Source organism: Candidatus Kirkpatrickella diaphorinae (genome assembly GCF_025736875.1).
GTDB classification, from domain to species: Bacteria; Pseudomonadota; Alphaproteobacteria; order Acetobacterales; family Acetobacteraceae; genus Sorlinia; species Sorlinia diaphorinae.
On sequence record NZ_CP107052.1, the window covers coordinates 1,301,487 to 1,322,874 of the forward strand.

Sequence of the window (21,388 nt, forward strand, 5' to 3'; positions counted from 1 at the left end):
ATCCTTAAAGCGGAGTGCGCGCGCCTGGCCCCCGGCCAGACATTGCGCAGCGTCGCCCTTGACACTGCCTCTCCGCCTCATATCCTGGCTATCAAGGATCGCCTCAAGGTAATGCGCCTGGACGCGCTCAAATTGCGCCATGTCAGCATAAGATGCGGCGGGATTGAACTTTCTAATGCCTGGAATTGGTATGTGCCATCCCGCCTGACCGCGGAGATGAATAAGATGCTCGACACGTCCGAGACCCCTTTCGGGCTGGCGGTCAAAAATCTTGCCTTTACGCGTCAGGTTGAACACGGATTCGCACCGGCTCTGCCTCCCGGCTTTATTTTTCAGCAGCGTGCTTTATTGCTGAGGGGACTCGATCACGTGCCCTTCGCCTTCGTGCTGGAAAATTACACGGAGAATAATCGACGCCTCACAGGAGCAACCCGCACCGACGATGCCCAAGTGAACGGACCTCATTGAACGCACGCGACAGGGGCATCGGCTTTCTGCCAGGCTTCGACGAGTTGGGTCCATTCCGCGCGTATCTCCGCGCTGACATTCCCGTCCTGACGCACGGCCTCAAGACTCTGTTCGACATAAAGGGAGACTGTCTGGCCGAAATGACGCACCACATCCTGATAGGCGTCACGCACACCGGGGATCGCCATTAAACCATTGATCTCCTCATGACACCGCGCCGCAATAACCGGAGAGAGGTGCGATCCGCTGAGACGGAACCTCGTGAGGAAAAGCTCAAAAATACCGTGATTATTGTAGCGGAAGCGTTTGACAGGCAGAACGGCATTGCCATCATTTTCACCCCGCGCATATCGCCAGACAAATTCCTCGAAGGAGCGCAGAATGAAATGATGAACCTCCGCCTTCACTGTCGGCTGATGGTAGAAACTGGTTTCATAAACTGAATGGGTGTTGATGGCATGCGGCGCGCCATCAACCGTCTTGAAACACCGCCTCTGCGGAGCAACCGGCACGTGATGGGAGCACCGTTGAAAGCGCCGGGGACGATGGACTGATTTGACCAGGGGATGCGGTTCAAGCGCCACAAAGCGCTCACAGCTTAATTGCTCCGTCCAGTGAAGCCGATGGTCAGGCCCATTGACGCGCCATGTCGCCACGACAGCATCGGCATCCTGAAGCGCCTCCTGCGCCAGAAGAGGCGGCAATTTATGGCCAAACGCCTCTGAAGGCACGAACCATTCATCCAGATCGACCGTCAGGCACCATTCATAATCCAGCAATGCCGGCATCATCGTGTAGGCATGCGCGAAAGCTTTCAACTGGTTATCGACGCCCGCGCACCCCTCACCCGTATTATCAACCCAATGGACGATCCCGGCATCATGCAGCCGTTGCAACAGCACATCTGAGCCATCCGTCAGATTATTGGTGTAAATGAAAATCTTCTCGACGCCGATTGTACGGTGGAACGCAATCCATTCCAGAAGATACACGCCCTCATCCCGGGCGCTGGTCAGGGCCGCCAGTTTATGGCGCGGCGTGATATTCTCCCGCAAAGCGGAAAGGAGGGCGACACCCACCGTATCGCGCGCATTATCGCGCCAACTTGTTTCGCGTCCCATGAAATCATATGCGGCGTCTGAGCGTCGCGGCATGGGCAGATCACGATCCGCCTGCCATTGCGCAAGGCTTGAAATCGCTTGTTTCAGCCAACCCGCGGAAGGCAGGCGATCAAGCAGCGCCAGGCATGTCGCCTGCTGAGGGGACGATAAATGCGCCTCATCAAACAGAAAAAATGACAGGAATGTCGCCCGCGCATCATCAGCAATCATCAAAAGCGCGATATCGAGGCAATCATGCATGAAATCCTGCGGAAAACCCGCAAGAACATCCAGAAATGCCGCCGCATTGTGACGTGCCGCAGCGAGATCACGCCATCGCGCGACCATCTCCCGGAAATCTTCCGGCAAAGCGCCTTGAAAATTTTCCCACCGGAGCGGCGCATGCGCCTCGGCCATGTAACGCCGACGCGAGAGAAGCTCGGTTTCGCCATCAAGGATCGGGATGAAAAAATCACCGGAAAGCGCATGTTTGAGGAAAACTTGATCCTCAGCGCCCGCCCCCTCTAAACGGACCGGTAGGAAATTATGCCGCAATGTGTTGCGCAGCATCGCTTGCCCGGGCGGGCGTCGCAGAAGCTTAACGCGGGACAGTATGCCAAAACCTTCAATTTCGGGAAAGGTGATGAGGGCCGTTGCGCGATATTGTGGTTCTGACGGGTCGACATGCCCCAATTCATCTGTTTCAGGACAGATGAAAACATAAGTGCCAGCTTCCGTCTTAAGAGAGCGCAAGTCGATATGAGGCGGCGGCATGAAACCGTTTTCCTGATCTGATGTCATCCGCCGTCTCGTCTTCTCTATCCCGCTGTAAAACCGGTCTCAATCTGTTCGCCAGGCGAGATGCTGCCCGCCATCGGGGGCCACCATCTGGCCCGTTACGGCGCGCATGGCAGCCAGAGCCATCGCCGTCTGGGCGACTTCCTCCGGCGTTGCACCGTGCTGAAGCGGCGTGGCCTGACACATCCGCTGAAATTCCGCGTCACTCTGGCCCTGCGCTGGCAGAACCGGGCCCGGCCCGATCGCATTCACGCGGATGCGCGGCGCCAAAGCCAGGGCCAATGTCTGCGTCAGAGTCCATAATGCGGACTTCGAAACCGTATAGCTGGTGTAATGCGGCGTCAATTTCCAGACCCGCTCATCCAATAAATTAAGAATCACCCCCTCCGCCGAGGATGGAAGCGCCCGCGCAAATGCCTGGGACAGCATGAAGGGCGCGCGGAGATTGATCCCCTGATGACGCTGCCAGCTTTCCTCTGTCACAGTGTCCCACGCATCGCGCTCAAAAATCGAGGCATTATTGACGAGGATACCAACGGGACCTAACTGCGCCGAAGCGGCATTAATCAGCCCGGAAACGGCCGATTCATCAGCGAGGTCGGCGGTCAGGACGCAACCCTGATGCTGGATTTCCTCCAGAAGCTTTTCCGCCTCAGCAGCGCTTTGGTGGCAATGAATCGCAATTTTGAACCCCTCCGCCGCAAGCGCCGTGACCAATGCACGCCCGATGCGTTTCGCGCCGCCCGTAACAAGCGCGACGCGCGGGATGGTATCCGGAATGCTCAATTGCATGATCAGCCTCTGTTAAATGCCGTGTCGTTTACAGATCTTCGTTTTTTCAGCGTGCGGGGTGTGATCGGATCGTTGGCAGCTTCAATCCTTCACCGGGCTTTCGCACCTCTTTTTCAGCCACCATCACGCGCGACGGGGCGCCGCGCCATCAGCGCCGCGACCAATGTGCCGTCATCCAACCCGTCAAGTGTGCCGCCCATAGGCACACCGCGCCCGACGCGTGTCACAGTGACATCGTATCGGGCAAGGCGGTCTTCGAGCCAATGGGAGGTCGCGGCACCATCAACCGTGGCGCCCAGAGCAAGAATAACCTCCGATACATCACCGGATTCGATGCGTCGGAACAGGGATTGCGTATTCAGCTCTTCCGGGCCTTTACCCAGCAAGGCCGATAATGTCCCGCCAAGAACCTGATAAACGCCGCGATGAACCGTGGCACGTTCAAGCGCCCAGAGGTCACTGACATGTTCCACAACGCAGATCACGCTGTGATCCCGATCCGGATCTGTGCAGACCATGCACGGGTTTGTGACATCCAACGTACCGCAGATTTCACAATTCTGGATGCGGGCGGCGGCATCCTGCATGGCCTGCGCGAGGGGCACGAGGCGGCGCTCAGGCTCTGCCAGCAAGGACAGCGCCGCACGTCGGGCAGAGCGCGGCCCCAGCCCCGGCAATCGGGAGAGAAGCTGGATGAGCCGCTCAAGCTCAACCCCGCCTGTGCGGTGCCAGGCCAAGTCAGAAAGGCAGTTTAAAGCCGGCAGGCAGATCAATCCCCCCGGTCAGACGCCGCATTTCCTCCGAGCTGGCCGCTTCAACCTTGCTGCGCGCATTGCTGAAAGCCGCCAGGATGAGATCCTGCACCATTTCGGCATCAGTCGGCGTCAGTAATTTCGGGTCGATGACCAGCTTTTTCATGTCGCCTTTGCCATTCAAGGTGATTTTGACGAGACCCGCGCCCGCTTCACCCTCAATCATCAGAGCGTCGAGCCGCGTCTGCAATTCCTCCATTTTGGCTTGCATCTGGGAAGCCTGTTTCATCAGGCCAGCGAGATTTTTCATGTAGATAAGTCCTCAGTGATAGCGATAGCCGGGCTGACTTATATCGTCTTCCGGCAATTCCGTCTCCAACCCTTCAGCATCAGGCCCCTCCTCGGGGAAAGCAGACGGCGGAACCTCATCCAGATTTTCAGGCGGCAGGCCATAATCATCAAGGGATAGGTCCCGCGGCAGGCCAAGATGCGCGCCGGGGAAATGCGTGATGATCGCCTGGACGAGGGGATCTTCCTGCATGGATTGCCGGTGGGATTCCGTCACCTGCGCGCCCTGCTCATCCAAAGTCGGCGCGCCCTCTTCATGGGAGGCCATAATGATGAAGCGATCCGGGTAATGCATATTCAGCACGGCCTGAAGCCGCGCCAGGCTGCGTGGATCAACACCGCTTTGTAGACGGATCGCGATTTCAGGCGGCTCGAACCGCACACAATGCGCGGCATGGCGCAACAGCCCGTGCAGAAGCGGCTTGGACGACCATTTGACGTAGGCGACCATCTCACGCCATGAGCGGATGGGCGGCACGGCCGAGACGTCCGGCATTATCTCCAGCGACGCGTCCATGGCAGGTTCCGCGATCTCGGACGCGGCGACGTGTGGCAGGGGCGGTGTGGTCTCCGGGCGCGTCACGTGAACGGGATGTTGAAGCGCGCCATCCGTGCCTGTCATGACCGCCTCGGGCAGCGGCCCCTCGGACGGGGCGGCGCTCACCATAGCCGTGTCTTCCTCGATCGGGTGCGGCGGGCGCGCAGAATGTGCGGCGGGTGCCGCCTCGTTATGTAGCGCCGATGCGGCAGCCGGCGCGGGACGCGTATTATCCGCGACGAGATGGAGGTCTCGATGCGCGACGGGGCGCACCCTGTCATGACCCGCAATGGCCGCGCCTTCGGCAGGCCCGGCACTGAGGGCGGTGGGCGTCACATCTGATGGGTCGCGCACAGGCGTTGTCGGTTCCGCATCTCGCGGCGCGCGCGTCCCCCGCGTCTGACGGATCAGATCATCCGGGGTGGGAAGGGAATTGGCGTAACAAAGTCGCAGGAGGATCATCTCCACCGCCCCGCGGCGGTCGGGCGCGATTTCCAGCTCTTTCAAACCATTGACCAGAATCTGCCAGGCCCGCCCCAGAACCGCCATAGAGAGATCCTGCGAAAAGGCGACGCCGCGGCTGCGCTCAACCTCTGTCAGGTCAGGGCGCTTTCCGAGAGAGGGCACTGCTTTCAGGCGAGAGATGAAATGGACGAGCTCAAGCAGTTCACCGAGCAGACCGCCCAGTTCCACGCCCAGCGCATAGGCATTGTCTGTCACGCTCAGGACGCGCGCCACATCCCCTTTGATGAGGGCCTCAAAGAGGTCATAAACCGTCTCCCGATCGGATAATCCGAGCATGGCGCTGACGACATTTTCCTCAATTCGGTCGGCACCCTCCTCCGCCCCGCGCGCAATCGCCTGGTCAAGAAGTGACAGCCCGTCTCGCACCGAGCCGTCGCTCGCCCGCGCGATAAGACCAAGCGCCTCAGGGGAAAAAGCGACCCCCTCTTTATGTGCAATCGAATCGAAATGTGCCACAAGCATCTGACTCGGCACGCGCCTCAGGTCAAAACGCTGACAGCGTGACAGCACCGTGACGGGGACTTTCCGCAACTCCGTGGTGGCGAAAATAAATGTGACGCGCTCCGGCGGTTCTTCAAGCGTTTTGAGCAAGGCGTTGAATGCATTGCGGGACAACATATGGACCTCATCAATGATGAAGACCTTCATGCGCCCCTGAATCGGGCGGAAACGCGTCTGCTCAATAATTTCCCGGACGTCATCGACCCCGGTGCGGGAGGCCGCATCCATCTCCAGCACGTCGGGATGACGGTCAGCCAGGATCGCGGTGCAGTTTGCGCAGACGCCGCAAGGCTCAGCCGTCGCCTCCCCGTTACCATCAGGCCCGATACAGTTGAGGGCGCGGGCGATGATGCGCGCTGTCGTCGTTTTGCCGACACCACGAACCCCTGTCAGCATGAAAGCATGTGCAACGCGTTTAAGGGCGAAAGCCCGCCGCAGAATGCGGATCGTGCTTTCCTGACCAATCAGATCATCAAAGGATTGGGGGCGGTATTTCCGCGCCAGGACGCGATAAGGCGCGGCCTGGCTGTTTTGCGGCGCGGCATCCGGCGCGCCGAAAAGGTGATCCCCCGCCGCAGGAGGGAGGGGCAGGGCGTCGTCGTCGGGATGCGATTCGTGATCACTCATGCGATCACTTATAGACCAAAATTTCGGGAAGGTGGGAGGCCGAACACACGACCCGTGCAAAACTCACTACGGCTGCTTCCTTCCGGACCTGACCGGGTTTGCAAGCCGCCCGTCCACGGCCGACCTCCCGGCGCAGGATTAGCATGATTCCCCTCCCCCCTGGCAAGGGGAATCATGCCTGAAATTACAATCCGCGCGCCAGCCCCCCGGCATGACGCTGATCTGAGCCGCCATAAGCAAAACCCGTCACCGGCGCGTCGAGACGCGGACGACCGAAGAGAATACCTTGGGCGAGCCCCCAATATTGCGGTTGCTCCTTGATCTGATATCCATGTGCCTGCAGGACCGTGCTGACATGGGAGGTCAGCGCACCCGGTTCCACCTCAAGCGCATTGGGCATCCATTGCTCATGAATACGCGGTTGATTGATGGCTTGCTGGATATCCATCCCCCCGTCAATCACGCCAAGCACAACATTGAGGACAACTGTCGGGATGCGGGAGCCACCGGGACTGCCAATCGCCATGACGAGCTTACCATCTCTGGAGATGATTGTCGGCGACATGGAGGAAAGCGGCGTCTTGCCCGGCGCGATTGCATTGGCGCGTGACCCGACGATCCCATACATATTGGGCACGCCCGGCTTGACGGAGAAATCATCCATCTCGTCATTCATCACAATACCCGTCCGGCCGCCCACGACATGCGCACCGTACCAGCCATTGAGGGTATAGGTGACGGAGACCGCAATCCCTGACCGATCCGCCGCACAGAATTGCGTCGTTTCATGTTTCTCATGTGCGGGCTGCGTGACAAAGGCATCGCTTTGCGGCAGGGCCTCACCCGGCAGAAGAGATGCGGAGTCAATCGCGCGGTCGCGTCGGAAGCCTGCTCTGATCGCCGCCGCGTAAGATGGGTCCAATAAATGATCGATCGGATTTTTCACGAAAGCTGGGTCCCCGAGATCCCGTCGGTCTGAATAAGCGTGTCGCATGGCTTCCGTCTGAAGCTTCACACCGGCAACGCTTCGCAGTCCGATCTGTTTGAGATCATAGGCGGAGAGGATATTGAGGATTTCACAGATGGCAACGCCACCCCCGCTCGGCGGCGGGGCCGTATCGATACGATAACCTCTATAATTGCAGTGCAGAGGTTCAAGCGCGCGAATCTTATAGGATGTGAAATCCTTGAGGGTCAGAATACCGCCCCCACGCCGACTGGCTGCAACGATCTCCTGCGCTGTCTCGCCTTCGTAAAAGCCTTTATCACCGCGCTGCGCAACCCGCCGCAGGGTATTGGCAAGGTCTTTCTGCACGAGCGTATCGCCAACCTCAAGCGCGCTGCCATCCGGATTGAGGAAGATTTTTTTCGCGTAACTGTCCCGCGCGAGGCGGTCTCTGGCGGAATTCAGCAGATCGACATCATCGACCTCAAGATGGAACCCTTCCTCTGCCAGACGGATAGCGGGGGCCATGACGCGGGTCAGGCCAAGGCGGCCCCATTTGCGCTCCAGCGCATCCAGCCCTGCGACGGTACCCGGCACACCCACGGCGCGCCAGCCCTCAACGCTCGCCGCTTTATCGACATTGCCATCTTTGTCCTGATACATCGTAGACGTCGCGGCAAGCGGCGCATGCTCCCGGAAATCAATAAAATGCGTCTGCCCATTTGGCAGTCGGATGGTCGCAAAGCCCCCGCCCCCGATATTACCGGCAGCCGGGTAAACCACGGCGAGGGCGTAACCGACGGCGACAGCAGCATCGACCGCGTTGCCGCCCGCTCTCAGGATTTCGACCCCCGCATCCGTCGCCAGATGCTGTGCGGACACGACCATTGCATGAGGTGCGACGGCAGCCGGATGGCCGTTATCGCCGCGATGCGTTGCCTGGTAGCCGAGCGGGTCTGCTGAGGCCGCCCGACATGTCACAGGCAGGATGGAGAAAAATGTAAGCGAAGCTGAACATAATAGGCGGAAACAGGTCTTTTTAGATGTCATCATTTTTATTTCCTGTAGCAATTCAAGCGTAAGGGGGCAGATTAAACCCTGCGGGCGACCGGGTAAATATTTCGCAACCGTTATGGTTGACGCCGATCATATGCTCGAATTGTGCAGAGAGAGACCTGTCACGCGTAACAGCTGTCCAGCCATCTTCGAGTATTTTGACGTCATATCTCCCGATATTCAACATCGGTTCAATTGTGAAAACCATGCCGACATCAAGCGTCATGCCCGTGCCGAGTATACCATAATGCAGGACATTTGGCGCGTCATGAAAGACACGCCCGATCCCGTGCCCGCAAAAATCCCGCACGACGGAAAGCCGGTGACCCTCCGCATAGCTTTGGATGGCGTGACCGATATCACCCAAAGTCGCGCCGGGCCGCACAACTTCAATGCCGCGCATCATCGCCTCATAGGTTTTTTCAACCAGATTGACGGCTTTTCGCGGCACTTTACCGACATAGAACATCCGGGACGTGTCGCCATACCAACCATCCAGAATGGACGTGACATCGATATTGACGATGTCACCCTCGACAAGGCGACGATCCCCCGGGATGCCATGGCAGACGACATGATTGACGGAAATACAGCAGGATTTCGGGAATCCACGATAGTTTAGAGGCGCCGGAACAGCGTGATGGTCAAGCGTGAACTGGTGGATCAGCGCATCGAGATCCGCCGTGAGCGCGCCGGGGACAACGTGGGGCGTGATCATGTCCAACGTTTCAGCCGCGAGTCGACCCGCTGCGCGCAGACCGACGAAGTCCTCCTCCGTATATCGCACGATATGCCGGGCTGATTCACCTGAAGCCATTTACTCTCCGCCTCAACTCATAAAAATTAACAATGCGAGACGAAGATCAGTCAATTCCAACCTTTCATCAAGATCGGCGGTAGACTTACCACGCTGTGACTGGTGAAGCCAAGGCCGGACAGGCCACCGCCGCTTTTGGCGAAGGCAGCGACATGCGGCATGTCAGGATGTGACAATCTTTGAAGAAACTTGTCCCGGCTGTAGAACGGGCGAGGGACTTTGAACGATCTCAGCCCTGGTGACGGCTATGGTGACTTTTTGTCTTGCTGATTTTCGCCGCATGATGCCGCACGGCGCTGGCCGCGCGGACGGAGACGGGCTTGCGCGCGACCCGCCTTTTCGTGGCGCGATGCGTCACGAGGCGGTAACGACGCGGGCCGGAAGGGGCCTCAGCCACTTCAACCGTCGTGCTACGATAAGTGCTGGCGCGATTTCGCCGCACCCGACGATGACGTGTGGCGGCGCGCGCCATCACGATGGGCGCTTCAGAGGCAGCGGGTATCGGCGCGACCCCTTCCATTTCAAAGCCCTTATCCAGCAATGACGTCATGATGCGATTGCGCTGCAGATTGCTGCGTGCCCCCAGCACAACGCCGATAAGCTGCACCGCACCGCGCCGCGCTGACGCGGCAAGATTATGTCCCGCAAGCGCCGTATATCCGGTTTTGAGACCATCCGCACCGACATAGCCTTTAAGCATGGGATTATGGTTCGGGATTACCCGCCCATGGAAAACGAAGCTCTTTGTCGAAAATAACGGGTAATAATCCGGAAAATCATGCATCAGCCTCGCGCTGAGCAATGCGATATCATGCGCCGTCGTCACCTGCTCCGGATCAGGGAGGCCGGAGGCGTTCTGGAATGTCGTGTCGCGCATCCCGAGCGCCCGGGCCTCACGCGTCATGATATTGGCGAAATAAACTTCATCCCCCCTGCCGAGGAGTTCCCCTAAAGCGGCGGCGGCATCATTGGCTGATTTCGTCACAAGCCCGAGCACGGCTTCCCGCACGGTCAGGCGCATACCGGGGCGCAGGCCAAGCTTGGATGGCTCCATCGATGCCGCGTGTATGGAAACCGGCACAAGCGTATTGAAGGAGATGTGTCCGGCATCCAGCGCTTTGAACGTCAGATATAATGTCATCAGCTTGGTAAGGGATGCCGGGTAGCGCTGGAGGTTCGGGTCGCTCTCCAGAAGGACTGAGCCGGTTTTTGCGTCGATGATGAAGCTGCTGACATGCCCCGCATATTGCGCGCGCGCGAAATTGGGCAGGCAGAACGTCAGCGCGAACGCCAACGCTGAAAGCAGGCCATTAACTAGACTTCGACGCAAACGCGCCTCCCCGACTCAAACGCAAAATTTGTTTGTGAATCTATCAGACGCTGATCTTTACGACAATGATTCGCGCAAGTTTCAATAGATCGCAATAATTTCGTAATATCTTGACGCGCTTATAACGCTGAGATGTGGGTTAGATTAACGTAAACATCATAATTTACGCGGCTGAACGCGACTCACTTTAAATATCAAAAAGATACATTATTTTTTTGCGATATCATGATGATGGCATGATGAAAAGGCGGGAATTAAGACTATGATTTTCGCCGTTTATGCGGTTTATTCACGTAGTGAGGAGAGACAGGCAGCCTGATGGGACTTGAAGCGCATTTGAATGATGACGTCATCGCGGTGCGGCGGGATGCGGTGTCGCCCGGCCCCGTCATTTCCGCTGCGCGGGAAGATCTCGGTTTTGCCGTGCAGTCACGCACGGCGACGCGGCGACCCTCTATGTACAAAGTCCTGCTCCTTAACGATGATTATACGCCGATGGATTTTGTCGTGCATATTCTGGAAACCTTTTTTAACAAGTCTCAGGACGAGGCAACCAATATCATGCTTACAATCCACCGTCAGGGTATCGGCGTGGCAGGTATTTTCACATTTGAAGTCGCCGAAACGAAAGTAACGCAAGTGACGGAACTCGCCCGAAGTCACCAGCATCCCCTCCAATGCGCAGTGGAGAGAGCCTGACAACTTTGAAAATATCGTTAAAAAAATGAAGCCAGCCCGCTGAAAACTTTTTCTTTTTTTCTCGTTTGTTTAGTTATGGGTCGCGGGATGCATGTTGGACCGCCCCTTTTTAAAGGACCGAACCCGACCATTCGGACGAGGGGCGCGAGAGGAGCAGTCAATCATGTTATCTCGTATTCTTGAGCAGTCGCTGCACCGCGCGCTCACCTTTGCGGCTGAGCGTAAGCATGAGTACGCGACGCTTGAGCACCTTCTCCTTGCCTTGACGGAAGATGAGGACGCGATTGCCGTCCTGCGCGCATGCGGAATTAATATCGGCAAATTGCGGCAGGATCTGTCAGAATTTCTGGATAAGGACCTTGCCGGCCTCGTCTCGGAACAGACGAAAGAGCCAAAACCGACAGCGGCCTTTCAACGCGTCATTCAGCGTGCCGCCATCCATGTGCAATCCACCGGTCGCGAGGAAGTCAGCGGCGCCAATGTGCTTGTCGCGCTTTTTGCCGAGCGGGAGAGCCACGCAATTTATTTCCTCCAGATGCAGGATATGACCCGTCTCGACGCTGTCAATTTTCTGTCTCATGGCATCGCGAAGACACCGGCCCGTGCCGCGCGCACGGAGGATGCCGCGCCGATTTACGAGAATTCCGAAGCGGAAAAGGAAGAGAAAGCCGCGCGGTCGGGCAAAAGTGCTGAAGCCCTCAATACTTATTGTATGAACCTCAATGAGCGCGCACGCGCAGGCAAAATCGACCCCTTGATAGGACGAGAACGTGAGGTTGACCGAACGATACAGATTTTATGCCGCCGCACGAAGAACAACCCCCTCCTCGTCGGTGATCCAGGTGTAGGCAAGACAGCCATTGCAGAGGGTCTGGCCAAGCGGATCGCAGAGCGCTCTGTGCCGGATGTCCTGAATAAAAGCACGATCTACGCATTGGATATGGGCGCCCTTCTGGCGGGAACACGCTATCGCGGTGACTTTGAAGAACGACTCAAAGCCGTGATGACGGAACTGGCGCAGGATGAAAAGGCGATCCTTTTTATTGATGAGATCCACACAGTGATCGGTGCGGGGTCAACCTCCGGCAGCGCCATGGACGCATCGAACCTTCTGAAACCGGCTTTGGCGGCGGGCAGTCTGCGTTGCATCGGGTCCACGACTTTCAAGGAATACCGCCAGTTTTTTGAAAAAGACCACGCTTTCAGTCGTCGCTTCCAAAAAATTGACGTGATGGAACCGAATATTGACGACACAATCAAAATATTGCGCGGCCTGAAGCCTCAATATGAGGACCATCACAAGGTCAAATATCTGGATGAGGCGATCCGCGCCGCCGTCGAATTATCCGCGCGCTATATTAATGACCGCAAATTACCCGATAAGGCGATTGACGTCATTGATGAGGCGGGTGCCTCCCGGATGTTACTGCCCGAAAATAAGCGCCGCAAAAACGTAACGCTCCGCGATATTGAGGACACGGTGGCCAAAATCGCACGCGTCCCGGCCAAGGCGGTTTCAGCGGATGATAAAGCGACATTGCGCACCCTCAGCCGTGACCTTAAGAGCATGGTCTACGCGCAGGATGACGCGATTGACGCCCTGACTTCCGCCATCAAACTCGCCCGTGCCGGTTTACGCGACCATGGCAAGCCGATTGGCAACTACCTGTTCTCAGGCCCGACGGGGGTGGGCAAAACCGAGGTGGCGCGCCAACTCGCTTCTTTCCTCGGGATCAAACTCCTGCGTTTCGATATGTCGGAATATATGGAGCGCCACTCCGTCTCCCGCCTGATCGGGGCCCCGCCCGGCTATGTCGGTTTTGACCAGGGCGGCCTGCTGACGGACAGCGTCAATCAATATCCGCATTGCGTCCTCCTGCTCGATGAAATTGAAAAAGCCCATCCAGACCTTTTCAATATTCTGCTTCAGGTCATGGATCATGGCACATTGACTGACCATTCGGGCAAGCTCGTGGATTTCCGCAATGTCATATTGATCATGACAACAAATGCCGGTGCAGCGGATCTCAGCAAGGAAGCAATCGGGTTTGGACGGGTGGAGCGAATCGGCGATGATGAGGAGGCGATTAAACGCCTCTTCTCCCCGGAATTCCGCAATCGCCTTGATGCGGTCATTGCGTTCCAGCCGCTGTCAACCGATGCGGTTGCGCGGGTGGTTGATAAATTTGTCTTTCAGCTTGAGGCACAGCTTGCGGATCGGGACGTCACGATTGAGGTCAGCCCGGCAGCACGTGACTGGCTCGCGCAACGCGGTTATGACCGTCTTTACGGTGCCCGCCCGCTGGCACGCCTGGTTCAGGACCAGATCAAGAAACGCCTCGCTGAGGAGCTTTTATTCGGCAAGCTTAATCGCGGTGGGCTTGTCAGCATCCATCTCAAAAATGATGCGCTCGCCTTCGAGTTTTCGACGGAAAAACCGGATGAAGCCCGCCCTCCGGAGAAGAACCCGCCCCCATCCCGTCGCCGACGCGAGCGGGCAGGCGCCTGACGACGTCACAGGCAAAACTAAAAAAGCGGGACAACCCGTTTCATCTTTTATTAATAAATATCAAGTGCTCATTTTGTCAAGATAAGTATCAAGAAATAATCGAGCACAAAAAACAGAATCCCTTCCCCCTTTTACCTCCAAAAATGCTATAGCGCCTCTTGCGCCCTGGCGGCGCAAGCCGAAACCCGTCTGATAGGCTCACGTTGAGTTTGAAGCAATTATTTCGGAGGCACCTATGAAAAACGACAATTACAAACGAGAACAAAAAAAAATTGGTGACGTAAAAGTCGAGATCGGTCCTCAAGGACAGACACATTACCTGGGTGACGGAAGCCAGCCCAGTATGACGACAAAGCAGGGCACGCCCGTCGCGGATGATCAGAATACCCTGAAAGCCGGCCAGCGCGGCCCTGCCCTGATGCAGGACTTCCATTTCCGGGAAAAAATCTTCCATTTCGACCATGAGCGCATCCCGGAGCGCATCGTCCATGCGCGTGGATATGGCGCCCACGGGTATTTTGAGCTGGACACACCCCTCACGAATTACACGACGGCTAAAGTCCTGACCCGCAAGGGGCAGCGCACGCCGGTCTTCGTCCGTTTTTCAACAGTCGCGGGCGCAAAAGGCTCTTTTGATCTGGCGCGTGACGTGCGGGGTTTTGCCGTCAAATTCTACACGGAGGAAGGCAATTGGGACATTGTCGGGAATAATATCCCGGTCTTCTTCATTCAGGATGCGATCCGCTTTCCGGACCTCGTGCACTCCGTCAAGGAAGAGCCGGATCGCGGCTTCCCGCAGGCGCAATCCGCCCATGATAATTTCTGGGATTTCGCGTCTTTATCGCCTGAAACCGTGCACATGCTGATGTGGATTATGTCCGACCGGGCGATACCGCGCTCCTTTCGCTTTATGGAAGGTTTCGGCGTCCATAGTTTCCGCCTTGTCAATGCGGATGGCAAATCCACTTACGTCAAATTTCACTGGAAACCGAAGCTCGGCCTTCAATCCGTCGTCTGGAATGAAGCCGTCAAGATCAATGGGGCGGACCCGGATTATCACCGGCGCGATCTGTGGGAAGCCATTACTTCCGGGAACTTCCCCGAATGGGAGTTGGGCGTTCAGCTTTTTGACGATGATTTCGCGGATAAATTTGATTTCGACATTCTCGATGCGACCAAACTGATCCCTGAGGAGCTTGTCCCCGTCAAAATCATCGGGCGCATGGTGCTTGACCGCGTCGTGGATAATTTCTTTGCGGAGACGGAGCAGGTCGCTTTCATGACGCATAATGTCGTGCCTGGCATCAGCTTCACAGATGACCCTCTCCTGCAAGGGCGTAACTTCTCCTACCTTGATACGCAGGTCAAACGCCTCGGAAGCACGAACTTCACGCATCTGCCCATTAACGCGCCCAAATGCCCCTTCCATACGCTGCAGCAGGACGGCCATATGGCGGTGCAGAATCCCAAGGGACGCGTCAATTATGAGCCGAATTCCTGGGGGGAAGGGCCGGTTGAAGATCGAGATCGCGGTTACCGGCATTATCCCTCAGCCGTGGAAGGCGTCAAAACGTTCGAGCGCGGTGAGCGCTTTGCCGATCACTATAGTCAGGCGCGGCAGTTCTACGTCAGCCAGACGGCGACGGAGCAGACCCACATCAAGGATGCGTTCGTTTTCGAACTGAGTAAGGTTGAACGCGAAGATATTCGCGCGCGGGTCGTGTCACAACTTATCAATGTCGATAAGAGTCTCGCCGAAAATGTCGCCAAAGGTATCGGCCTTGAAACCCTGCCAGACGCCGCCCCGCCGGCGCGCGCGCCGAAGATGGATCTTCCCGCTTCCGACAAATTGAGCATTCTTAAAAACGGCCCCTCCTCCTTTGAAGGGCGTAAGATCGGGGTGCTGATCACGGAAGGGACCGACGCCAACCTCCTTGACGCCCTGATGAAAGTTGCGAAGAAAGAGAATGCCTTGATAGAACTTGTCGCCCCAGTTGTGGGTGGCGTCACAACGTCCGACGGCAAAAAGCGGCCTGCCCAGCAGAAACTCAATGGCGGCCCTTCCGTCCTTTATGATGCGATCATCCTGCTGGCTTCGGCGGAGGGTGCTGAGCAGCTTCTTAATGAGGCAACCGCGCGCGATTTCGTTGCGGATGCCTGGGCACATGCGAAATTCATTGGCTATTGCCATAATTGCGTCCCCTTACTGCGTAAGGGCGGGATTATGGAAAGCGATGAGGATGAGGGGCTGGTTCATCTCGAATCCGCTGGCGACATGCAGCAATTTATCGAAAAATGCCGCGCCCTTCGCTTCTGGCCGCGTGAGGCGAAAACCCACACGATCTGAAGGCCCGCGTCACAGTTAAAAAGAGCCGTACACGCGGTGCGTGTGCGGCTTTATTGTATCTAATCCCTTATTATCGCGCCTCCTCCTGAGCAAGACAGATAATATCGCCAGAAGATCCAGCCTTATAAAATATTCGCCCCACCTGACGGGCATTTGTTGACTCTGATAAAATTTTAATTTATTAAAGTCTTCTATGACTAAAATAATAACAGAATTTGAGAATGACGCTTACTTCGTGAGGAGCTTCATTCCCTTAGAATCCTCCGATGTAATCATTGTCAGTTTCTCCGGCGTTGCAGCGCCTGAACAACATAATGGAAGCTTTTTCGGCGCGCCGCTTGCCGAGTCCTTGAAGATACCCTTCGTCGGTATGATTGCGCGTGCGTCCAATTACTACCTTGGGGACGGTATAGACGATGCGATCTTCGCCGCGTGGGAGATCATTGAACGAGTCCGCGCGAAGGCTCAGCATCCTTTGACGATCATCGGATATGGCGTGTCGATGGGAGGCTACGCCGCCATTAAACATGCGCGTTTGCTCGGTCTGGATGCCGTCATCGCTCTTGCGCCAATCTTCAGCAACGATCCTGAAGAATCCAGCTACAAAGACATTGATCTCAACGCCTTTAAAGAATCGATGAAAGGGATGGCGCCGAAAAACGCAGAAGTGACCGCGCCTTGTTACCTCTTTTATGATCCATACAATGCGTACGACAAAACGGCGATGGAAGATTACTGTAAAGAGCTTCCAAGGGTGACACCGATCCCGGTTCCCTACGCCTCACATCTGGTCGGCTTAACCCTCAAAGGGTCCCGAAATTTCCAGGCCATATTGCGCACCATTATGGAAGAGGGCGACTTCAAACCTTTGGTTCGTCGGATCAGATTTGAAAGTGTCGAGAACATCTTCAATTTTCTGTGCGACTGCTCTCACAAAAATATCAAGCTCCTCCTTCCCGCGCTCAATACCCATCGCGCTTACATGACTGGCGCGCGGGAGCGCTTTCTGACGTCGGGACGCACGGCATTGAGCAGCGCCTCCCGCCTGCTGGAGAAGAACCTCTATAATGAGGCGGTGGCGCTTTTCAGAATGATTCGGGAGTCCGTTTTTGACGCGCCCTCATTCACGAAGCTTCTGGCCTGGACGGGTGAATTTATCTGCTATGACCCATTTGAGGGGGCTTTCCATCAAACAAGTTGGTACCGCCTCGGGCGCAAAAACCTCGTTGTCATCAAAGATGAAAAATTATTCTCATTGACCGCGATTGGACTGGAACGCCTCGATTTCACCCTCGAAAAAAGGGGAAATGGCTATCTGATCGTGACGTCAGACGGGCAATTTGTCTCCGCACGACCGGAAGGGACCATTCTTCTCGTTCCCTGGGGTGATCATTGGGAAACATTCCTTCCATATGATCAGATTCCAACGCAACAGCATCAATCTGCTGAACAGCGCGTGGCGCTGCCCGTCGATTGATCGGTCGGCGACGCTACAAAAAATTGCGATGTTTTGAGATGAATCCGGACCGGCTTACGCTCGGATCTATCGGCATGACGCCGGTCGGACGGGTTCAGTGTAGATGGGCGATGCAAGTCTCTATCAATCTTCGCATCATAAACGCGCCTTGATTACTGATTGAGCCGCGTTTCACGCGTACAATAATTGGTGAAGATGACAATCGCGCTGTTCCTTGCCTTGATGACATTGAAAAAACATCGCGGCCCCTCACGCCTTTGCACCATCGGGCACCCCACCCTCATTTCTGTCCGGCCACCTGTAACGCGCGTTTTACCGCGCCAAAACTCGTGGGCAGCGTTGCGCATCGTTGCGTAAAAACACCGCAACGGCCGATCATCCGTGAAAACTACACGTGCGCCTCACGTTAGAGCGTTGTCGTACAGATCGTAGAAGGCGGTCGAAAACCGTCTCGCGTGCTGTCGCATCGCAGCTCCGTCGTCACGGTTAGGCGGATGGATCAGTAACAGTTGCAACGTGATTTACGCGTCGAAATGCTTGGCAAGATCAGGAGAGAGGCATCACATGACGATATTCATTTTCACCTGGCTTTTGCGCTTGCTCTTTCTCGCAAGCCTCGCCATCTGGGTCGGGGCGATGTTCAGGGCCGGGCAATGGCTGGTCCTGCGGGAATATCCATCAGCTTTGGAGGTTATTCTCATCACAAGCTGTTCCCTGCTTAATATTATCGGTTGCCTGTGCGTGGGCAAACTTATGTTCGGGCATTGGTGACGCGCGCGGGACATCGCGAGCAAGGCGGAATTTGCCGATTGGGCCGTTTAAAGAAGGTTCGATGATGATATGAAACCCGGGCCGCGCGACATAACGCTGAAGTGCCGGGTCTTTAATGGTGCTGCTGGCGAGGATTGAACTCGCGGCCTCTCCCTTACCAAGGGAGTGCTCTACCACTGAGCTACAGCAGCCTGCCGCAGCTAACTAGCTTTTAAACGGGGATTCCGCAAGCCCTCGCCACGACGTACAAGGCAATTTTCAGTCATCGCGATGCACTTTCTCCATACGCTCGTGGCGTTCCTGCGCCTCGATGGAAAGGGTCGCGATCGGACGCGCCTGAAGCCGTTTGAGGCCGATCGGTTCTCCCGTTTCCTCACAAAACCCGTAAGTCCCGTTTTCAATACGTTGCAAGGCAAGATTGATTTTGACGATCAGCTTACGCGCGCGGTCACGGGTCCGCAATTCAAGCGCCCGATCCGTCTCGACGCTGGCGCGGTCAGAAATATCCGGTTCCAGAATGCCGCCTTCCGACAGGCTGGCAAGGGTGAGGTTGGCTTCTTTCAACAGGTCCATGCGCCAACGAATCAATTTCTCCCGAAAAAATGAGACCTGCTGCGGGTTCATGAATTCTTCGTCTTCCGAAGGTTGGTAATCAGGCGGCAGCGTAATCATTGGCAGATGTTCCCGTGAAGACGACCAGATTCTCTCATAACAGGCTCTCCTCTTCCTGACGTTTCATGCCTGAACGATTGTCGGGAGCTGCCGTTGCGACCGTTTTATAAGTCCCCTCCCGGCAAACGCCAAGCCCTTCCACGGGAAAAGCCGGTTTTTTGAGGCCAAGCTTGAAGTTCGGAGATTTCAGCCTGAGTTGAAATTTTCGTGAACCGGGTCAGATCAATTCCGGAATTCAAATTGATCAAGTTGCCAGGATGAGGGCTCGTCCATGACGAGGGCGTACCAATCCCGCATGAGGGGATGAGCAAGCACGGCGTCACGATAATCCGCCAGCGCCGTCGAGACGGGCACCTGATAGGTCGCGAAACGCGACATGACCGGCGCAAACACGGCATCCGCAATGCCGAAGGCCGCGCCAAATAAATAGGCCCCGCCCTTCCCGAAACGCGCCCGCGTCGCCGTCAGTAATGCCTCAATATCCGCGAGATCACGGGCGACATCCAGGTCAAGAATGTCAATGCGGGGGAAGATGCGCCCGCAATTCATCGGCCAGGCGCGTCTGAGAGGCCCGAAACCCGCATGCATCTGCGCAGCGAGGCTCAGCGCCCGCCCATAAGCTTCCGGCGATTGCGGCCATAATTGCGCATTGAAACCCGCGCAGAACTGGCAGATCGCCAGACTCTCCCAGATTTCGACCCCATGATACCGCAGATAGGGCACGCATCGATTGGGACTGCGTTGATGGATTTCCACCGTCTGCCCGCCCCCTTTTAGGGGTATGACCTCCTCACGCACTTCAAGCCCGGCAAGACGCACGGCGAGCCACGCCCTTAACGACCATGAGGAATAGCGCCTTGTCCCCAACAGAAGGAGGTCGGACGCGTCAGTCATGAAATGCCTGGATGAAGCCGCCCCCCAAAACATGGGACTGACGGTAAAACACACAGGCTTGGCCCGGGGCGGGCATGGCCGCCTCTTGCAGTTCCACGCGGGCTGCAGCACCCTCTTCCGCGAAAATACGGGCTTCACGGGTTTTCTCCCGAGCGCGAAGCTGGACTGTGCAGGCAAGCCCCTCCGGCGGCGGATTGATCAGCCAGTTCACATCCCGCAGGCGGAAGCTGCGCCGCCCGGCTAAAGCGCGCGGCCCCACAATGATGCGTCGATGCGCGGCGTCAATGCGCGTCACCATCTGCCGTGTGCCATCCTTTGTATGGACGTCGCCGAGCTTCTTACTCTGCCCCACAGTATAGCGCGCAATACCGTCATGCTGGCCGAGGACCTTCCCGGCCTCATCCGTGATGTCACCGGGGCCTCTGACCTCCGGCCTCAGCGCTTCGACCATTTTGGCGTAGGAGCCATCCGTGACAAAACAAATATCCTGACTGTCCGCCTTATCGGCGATTTTCAGCCCGAATGATTCAGCCTTCTGGCGCACTTCCGCCTTCGAGCCATAGACACCCAGCGGAAATCTCAGATAATTGAGCTGATCCCGCGTTGTGGCGAACAGAAACCAAGATTGGTCTCGCGTTTCATCAACAGGGCGATGCAGCTCCGGCCCGGCCGCGCCTTCAACACGCCTTACATAATGGCCCGTCGCCATCGCGTCACAGCCCAGATCCCGCGCGAGGGTCAGGAGATCCGTAAATTTGACGCCCTGATTACAGGCAACGCACGGCACAGGTGTCTCACCACGCGCATAGCTGGCTGCGAAATCATTGATCACACTGTCACGGAAGCGCTCTTCCGCATTGATGACGTAATGAGGGAAATCCAGATGGTCCGCCACCGCGCGCGCATCCATGATATCGCGCCCGGCACAGCAGGCCCCCTTGCGGCTGACCTGACCATGGTCATAAAGCTGCAAAGTGGCCCCGATCACCTCATGGCCCTCAGCCTTAAGGAGCGCTGCAACAACGGAGCTATCCACCCCGCCCGACATTGCGACCATCACACGCATGGAAACGCCACCCTCAAATCAGGCCGTTTTGGGCAGATGCACGACCAGCCCGTCAAGCGCTTCCGTGATGACGATCTGACAGCCAAGGCGCGAGGTTTTCTGAAGCCCGAAAGCGAGGTCGAGCATATCCTCCTCATCCTCCGTCGGTGTCGCGAGGCGGTCAGCCCAGGCCGGGTCAACAACGACATGGCATGTTGCGCAGGCAAGGGAGCCTTCACACGCCCCCTCCAGGTCAATATCATGCTTATGCGCAATTTCGAGAACGGAGAGGCCGATGGGCGCTTCGACCTCACTTCTTGTGCCGTCCTGCGCGACGAAAACCATACGTGGCATACTCAACATCCCATTTCTTTAA

General features: G+C 56.7%; 18 protein-coding genes, 1 tRNA gene and 1 other RNA gene. 6 read left to right on the forward strand and 14 right to left on the reverse strand.

Annotated elements, in window-relative coordinates:
- Nucleotides 1-111: 111 nt before the first annotated feature.
- Nucleotides 112-468 carry a hypothetical protein gene (locus N5W20_RS05775; RefSeq protein ID WP_319806221.1) on the forward strand — a complete coding sequence of 119 codons (357 nt, stop codon included), beginning with the start codon at nucleotides 112-114 and terminating at the stop codon, nucleotides 466-468.
- Here N5W20_RS05775 and N5W20_RS05780 read toward each other — a convergent pair.
- The 9 genes from N5W20_RS05780 to N5W20_RS05820 form a co-directional block, all read right to left on the reverse strand.
- Entirely contained in the window at nucleotides 462-2,369 is a 1,908-nt protein-coding gene (locus tag N5W20_RS05780) for a glycosyltransferase family 2 protein (protein WP_319806222.1), read from the reverse strand. The genes N5W20_RS05775 and N5W20_RS05780 overlap by 7 nt on opposite strands.
- Before the next feature lie 39 nt (nucleotides 2,370-2,408).
- Nucleotides 2,409-3,158 carry an SDR family oxidoreductase gene (locus N5W20_RS05785; protein ID WP_319806223.1) on the reverse strand — a complete coding sequence of 250 codons (750 nt, stop codon included), beginning with the start codon at nucleotides 3,156-3,158 and terminating at the stop codon, nucleotides 2,409-2,411.
- A gap of 113 nt (nucleotides 3,159-3,271) precedes the next feature.
- Complete coding sequence (gene recR, locus N5W20_RS05790) at nucleotides 3,272-3,895, reverse strand: recombination mediator RecR (RefSeq protein WP_319806224.1); 624 nt, start codon at nucleotides 3,893-3,895, stop codon at nucleotides 3,272-3,274.
- 1 nt (nucleotide 3,896) lies between these two features.
- Nucleotides 3,897-4,220, reverse strand: coding sequence for a YbaB/EbfC family nucleoid-associated protein (locus tag N5W20_RS05795; RefSeq protein WP_319806225.1), 324 nt, complete (start codon nucleotides 4,218-4,220; stop codon nucleotides 3,897-3,899).
- 12 nt (nucleotides 4,221-4,232) lie between these two features.
- Nucleotides 4,233-6,449 (reverse strand): DNA polymerase III subunit gamma/tau, encoded by a 2,217-nt coding sequence (locus N5W20_RS05800; RefSeq protein WP_319806226.1) that lies wholly within the window; start codon nucleotides 6,447-6,449, stop codon nucleotides 4,233-4,235.
- A 31-nt stretch (nucleotides 6,450-6,480) separates the two neighbouring features.
- Nucleotides 6,481-6,577, reverse strand: an RNA gene (gene ffs / locus N5W20_RS05805) — signal recognition particle sRNA small type.
- 56 nt (nucleotides 6,578-6,633) lie between these two features.
- Complete coding sequence (gene ggt, locus N5W20_RS05810) at nucleotides 6,634-8,448, reverse strand: gamma-glutamyltransferase (protein WP_319806227.1); 1,815 nt, start codon at nucleotides 8,446-8,448, stop codon at nucleotides 6,634-6,636.
- A gap of 19 nt (nucleotides 8,449-8,467) precedes the next feature.
- Nucleotides 8,468-9,268, reverse strand: coding sequence for a type I methionyl aminopeptidase (map, locus tag N5W20_RS05815; protein WP_319806228.1), 801 nt, complete (start codon nucleotides 9,266-9,268; stop codon nucleotides 8,468-8,470).
- A 229-nt stretch (nucleotides 9,269-9,497) separates the two neighbouring features.
- Nucleotides 9,498-10,598, reverse strand: coding sequence for a D-alanyl-D-alanine carboxypeptidase family protein (locus N5W20_RS05820; protein WP_408869388.1), 1,101 nt, complete (start codon nucleotides 10,596-10,598; stop codon nucleotides 9,498-9,500).
- 318 nt (nucleotides 10,599-10,916) lie between these two features.
- Here N5W20_RS05820 and clpS point away from each other — a divergent pair, with 318 nt between their 5' ends.
- The 5 genes from clpS (at nucleotide 10,917) to N5W20_RS05845 (ending at nucleotide 18,401) form a co-directional block, all read left to right on the forward strand.
- On the forward strand, nucleotides 10,917-11,297 hold the full coding sequence (gene clpS, locus N5W20_RS05825; RefSeq protein WP_319806229.1) for an ATP-dependent Clp protease adapter ClpS: 381 nt from the start codon (nucleotides 10,917-10,919) through the stop codon (nucleotides 11,295-11,297).
- A 163-nt stretch (nucleotides 11,298-11,460) separates the two neighbouring features.
- Nucleotides 11,461-13,806, forward strand: a complete 2,346-nt coding sequence (gene clpA / locus N5W20_RS05830) for an ATP-dependent Clp protease ATP-binding subunit ClpA (protein ID WP_319806230.1) — start codon at nucleotides 11,461-11,463, stop codon at nucleotides 13,804-13,806.
- Between the two features lie 235 nt (nucleotides 13,807-14,041).
- Nucleotides 14,042-16,153 (forward strand): catalase, encoded by a 2,112-nt coding sequence (locus N5W20_RS05835; protein ID WP_319806231.1) that lies wholly within the window; start codon nucleotides 14,042-14,044, stop codon nucleotides 16,151-16,153.
- 193 nt (nucleotides 16,154-16,346) lie between these two features.
- Entirely contained in the window at nucleotides 16,347-17,630 is a 1,284-nt protein-coding gene (locus N5W20_RS05840; protein WP_319806232.1) for an alpha/beta fold hydrolase, read from the forward strand.
- Nucleotides 17,631-18,194: 564 nt separating this feature from the next.
- Nucleotides 18,195-18,401, forward strand: coding sequence for a hypothetical protein (locus N5W20_RS05845; protein WP_319806233.1), 207 nt, complete (start codon nucleotides 18,195-18,197; stop codon nucleotides 18,399-18,401).
- Nucleotides 18,402-18,517: 116 nt separating this feature from the next.
- Here the strand turns inward: N5W20_RS05845 and N5W20_RS05850 are convergent.
- The 5 genes from N5W20_RS05850 to N5W20_RS05870 form a co-directional block, all read right to left on the reverse strand.
- Nucleotides 18,518-18,592: transfer RNA gene (locus N5W20_RS05850), tRNA-Thr, on the reverse strand.
- Between the two features lie 67 nt (nucleotides 18,593-18,659).
- On the reverse strand, nucleotides 18,660-19,073 hold the full coding sequence (dksA, locus tag N5W20_RS05855; RefSeq protein ID WP_319806234.1) for an RNA polymerase-binding protein DksA: 414 nt from the start codon (nucleotides 19,071-19,073) through the stop codon (nucleotides 18,660-18,662).
- Between the two features lie 222 nt (nucleotides 19,074-19,295).
- Entirely contained in the window at nucleotides 19,296-19,967 is a 672-nt protein-coding gene (locus tag N5W20_RS05860; protein ID WP_319806235.1) for a glutathione S-transferase, read from the reverse strand.
- Nucleotides 19,960-21,033 (reverse strand): tRNA 2-thiouridine(34) synthase MnmA, encoded by a 1,074-nt coding sequence (gene mnmA / locus N5W20_RS05865; RefSeq protein WP_319806236.1) that lies wholly within the window; start codon nucleotides 21,031-21,033, stop codon nucleotides 19,960-19,962. The genes N5W20_RS05860 and mnmA overlap by 8 nt, the downstream gene beginning before the upstream one ends.
- 18 nt (nucleotides 21,034-21,051) lie before the next feature.
- Nucleotides 21,052-21,366: a ferredoxin family 2Fe-2S iron-sulfur cluster binding protein gene (locus N5W20_RS05870; protein ID WP_319806237.1), complete on the reverse strand. Its 315-nt coding sequence runs from the start codon at nucleotides 21,364-21,366 to the stop codon at nucleotides 21,052-21,054.
- Between the last annotated feature and the right edge of the window lie 22 nt (nucleotides 21,367-21,388).

Coding starts and splice junctions, on each gene's coding strand:
- N5W20_RS05775 (WP_319806221.1), top strand. CDS start 112: ATGCGCCTGGACGCGCTCAAATTGCGCCATGTCAGCATAAGATGCGGC.
- N5W20_RS05780 (WP_319806222.1), bottom strand. CDS start 2,369: ATGACATCAGATCAGGAAAACGGTTTCATGCCGCCGCCTCATATCGAC.
- N5W20_RS05785 (WP_319806223.1), bottom strand. CDS start 3,158: ATGCAATTGAGCATTCCGGATACCATCCCGCGCGTCGCGCTTGTTACG.
- N5W20_RS05795 (WP_319806225.1), bottom strand. CDS start 4,220: ATGAAAAATCTCGCTGGCCTGATGAAACAGGCTTCCCAGATGCAAGCC.
- N5W20_RS05800 (WP_319806226.1), bottom strand. CDS start 6,449: ATGAGTGATCACGAATCGCATCCCGACGACGACGCCCTGCCCCTCCCT.
- ggt (WP_319806227.1), bottom strand. CDS start 8,448: ATGATGACATCTAAAAAGACCTGTTTCCGCCTATTATGTTCAGCTTCG.
- map (WP_319806228.1), bottom strand. CDS start 9,268: ATGGCTTCAGGTGAATCAGCCCGGCATATCGTGCGATATACGGAGGAG.
- clpS (WP_319806229.1), top strand. CDS start 10,917: ATGGGACTTGAAGCGCATTTGAATGATGACGTCATCGCGGTGCGGCGG.
- clpA (WP_319806230.1), top strand. CDS start 11,461: ATGTTATCTCGTATTCTTGAGCAGTCGCTGCACCGCGCGCTCACCTTT.
- N5W20_RS05835 (WP_319806231.1), top strand. CDS start 14,042: ATGAAAAACGACAATTACAAACGAGAACAAAAAAAAATTGGTGACGTA.
- N5W20_RS05840 (WP_319806232.1), top strand. CDS start 16,347: ATGACTAAAATAATAACAGAATTTGAGAATGACGCTTACTTCGTGAGG.
- N5W20_RS05845 (WP_319806233.1), top strand. CDS start 18,195: ATGACGATATTCATTTTCACCTGGCTTTTGCGCTTGCTCTTTCTCGCA.
- dksA (WP_319806234.1), bottom strand. CDS start 19,073: ATGATTACGCTGCCGCCTGATTACCAACCTTCGGAAGACGAAGAATTC.
- N5W20_RS05860 (WP_319806235.1), bottom strand. CDS start 19,967: ATGACTGACGCGTCCGACCTCCTTCTGTTGGGGACAAGGCGCTATTCC.
- mnmA (WP_319806236.1), bottom strand. CDS start 21,033: ATGCGTGTGATGGTCGCAATGTCGGGCGGGGTGGATAGCTCCGTTGTT.
- N5W20_RS05870 (WP_319806237.1), bottom strand. CDS start 21,366: ATGCCACGTATGGTTTTCGTCGCGCAGGACGGCACAAGAAGTGAGGTC.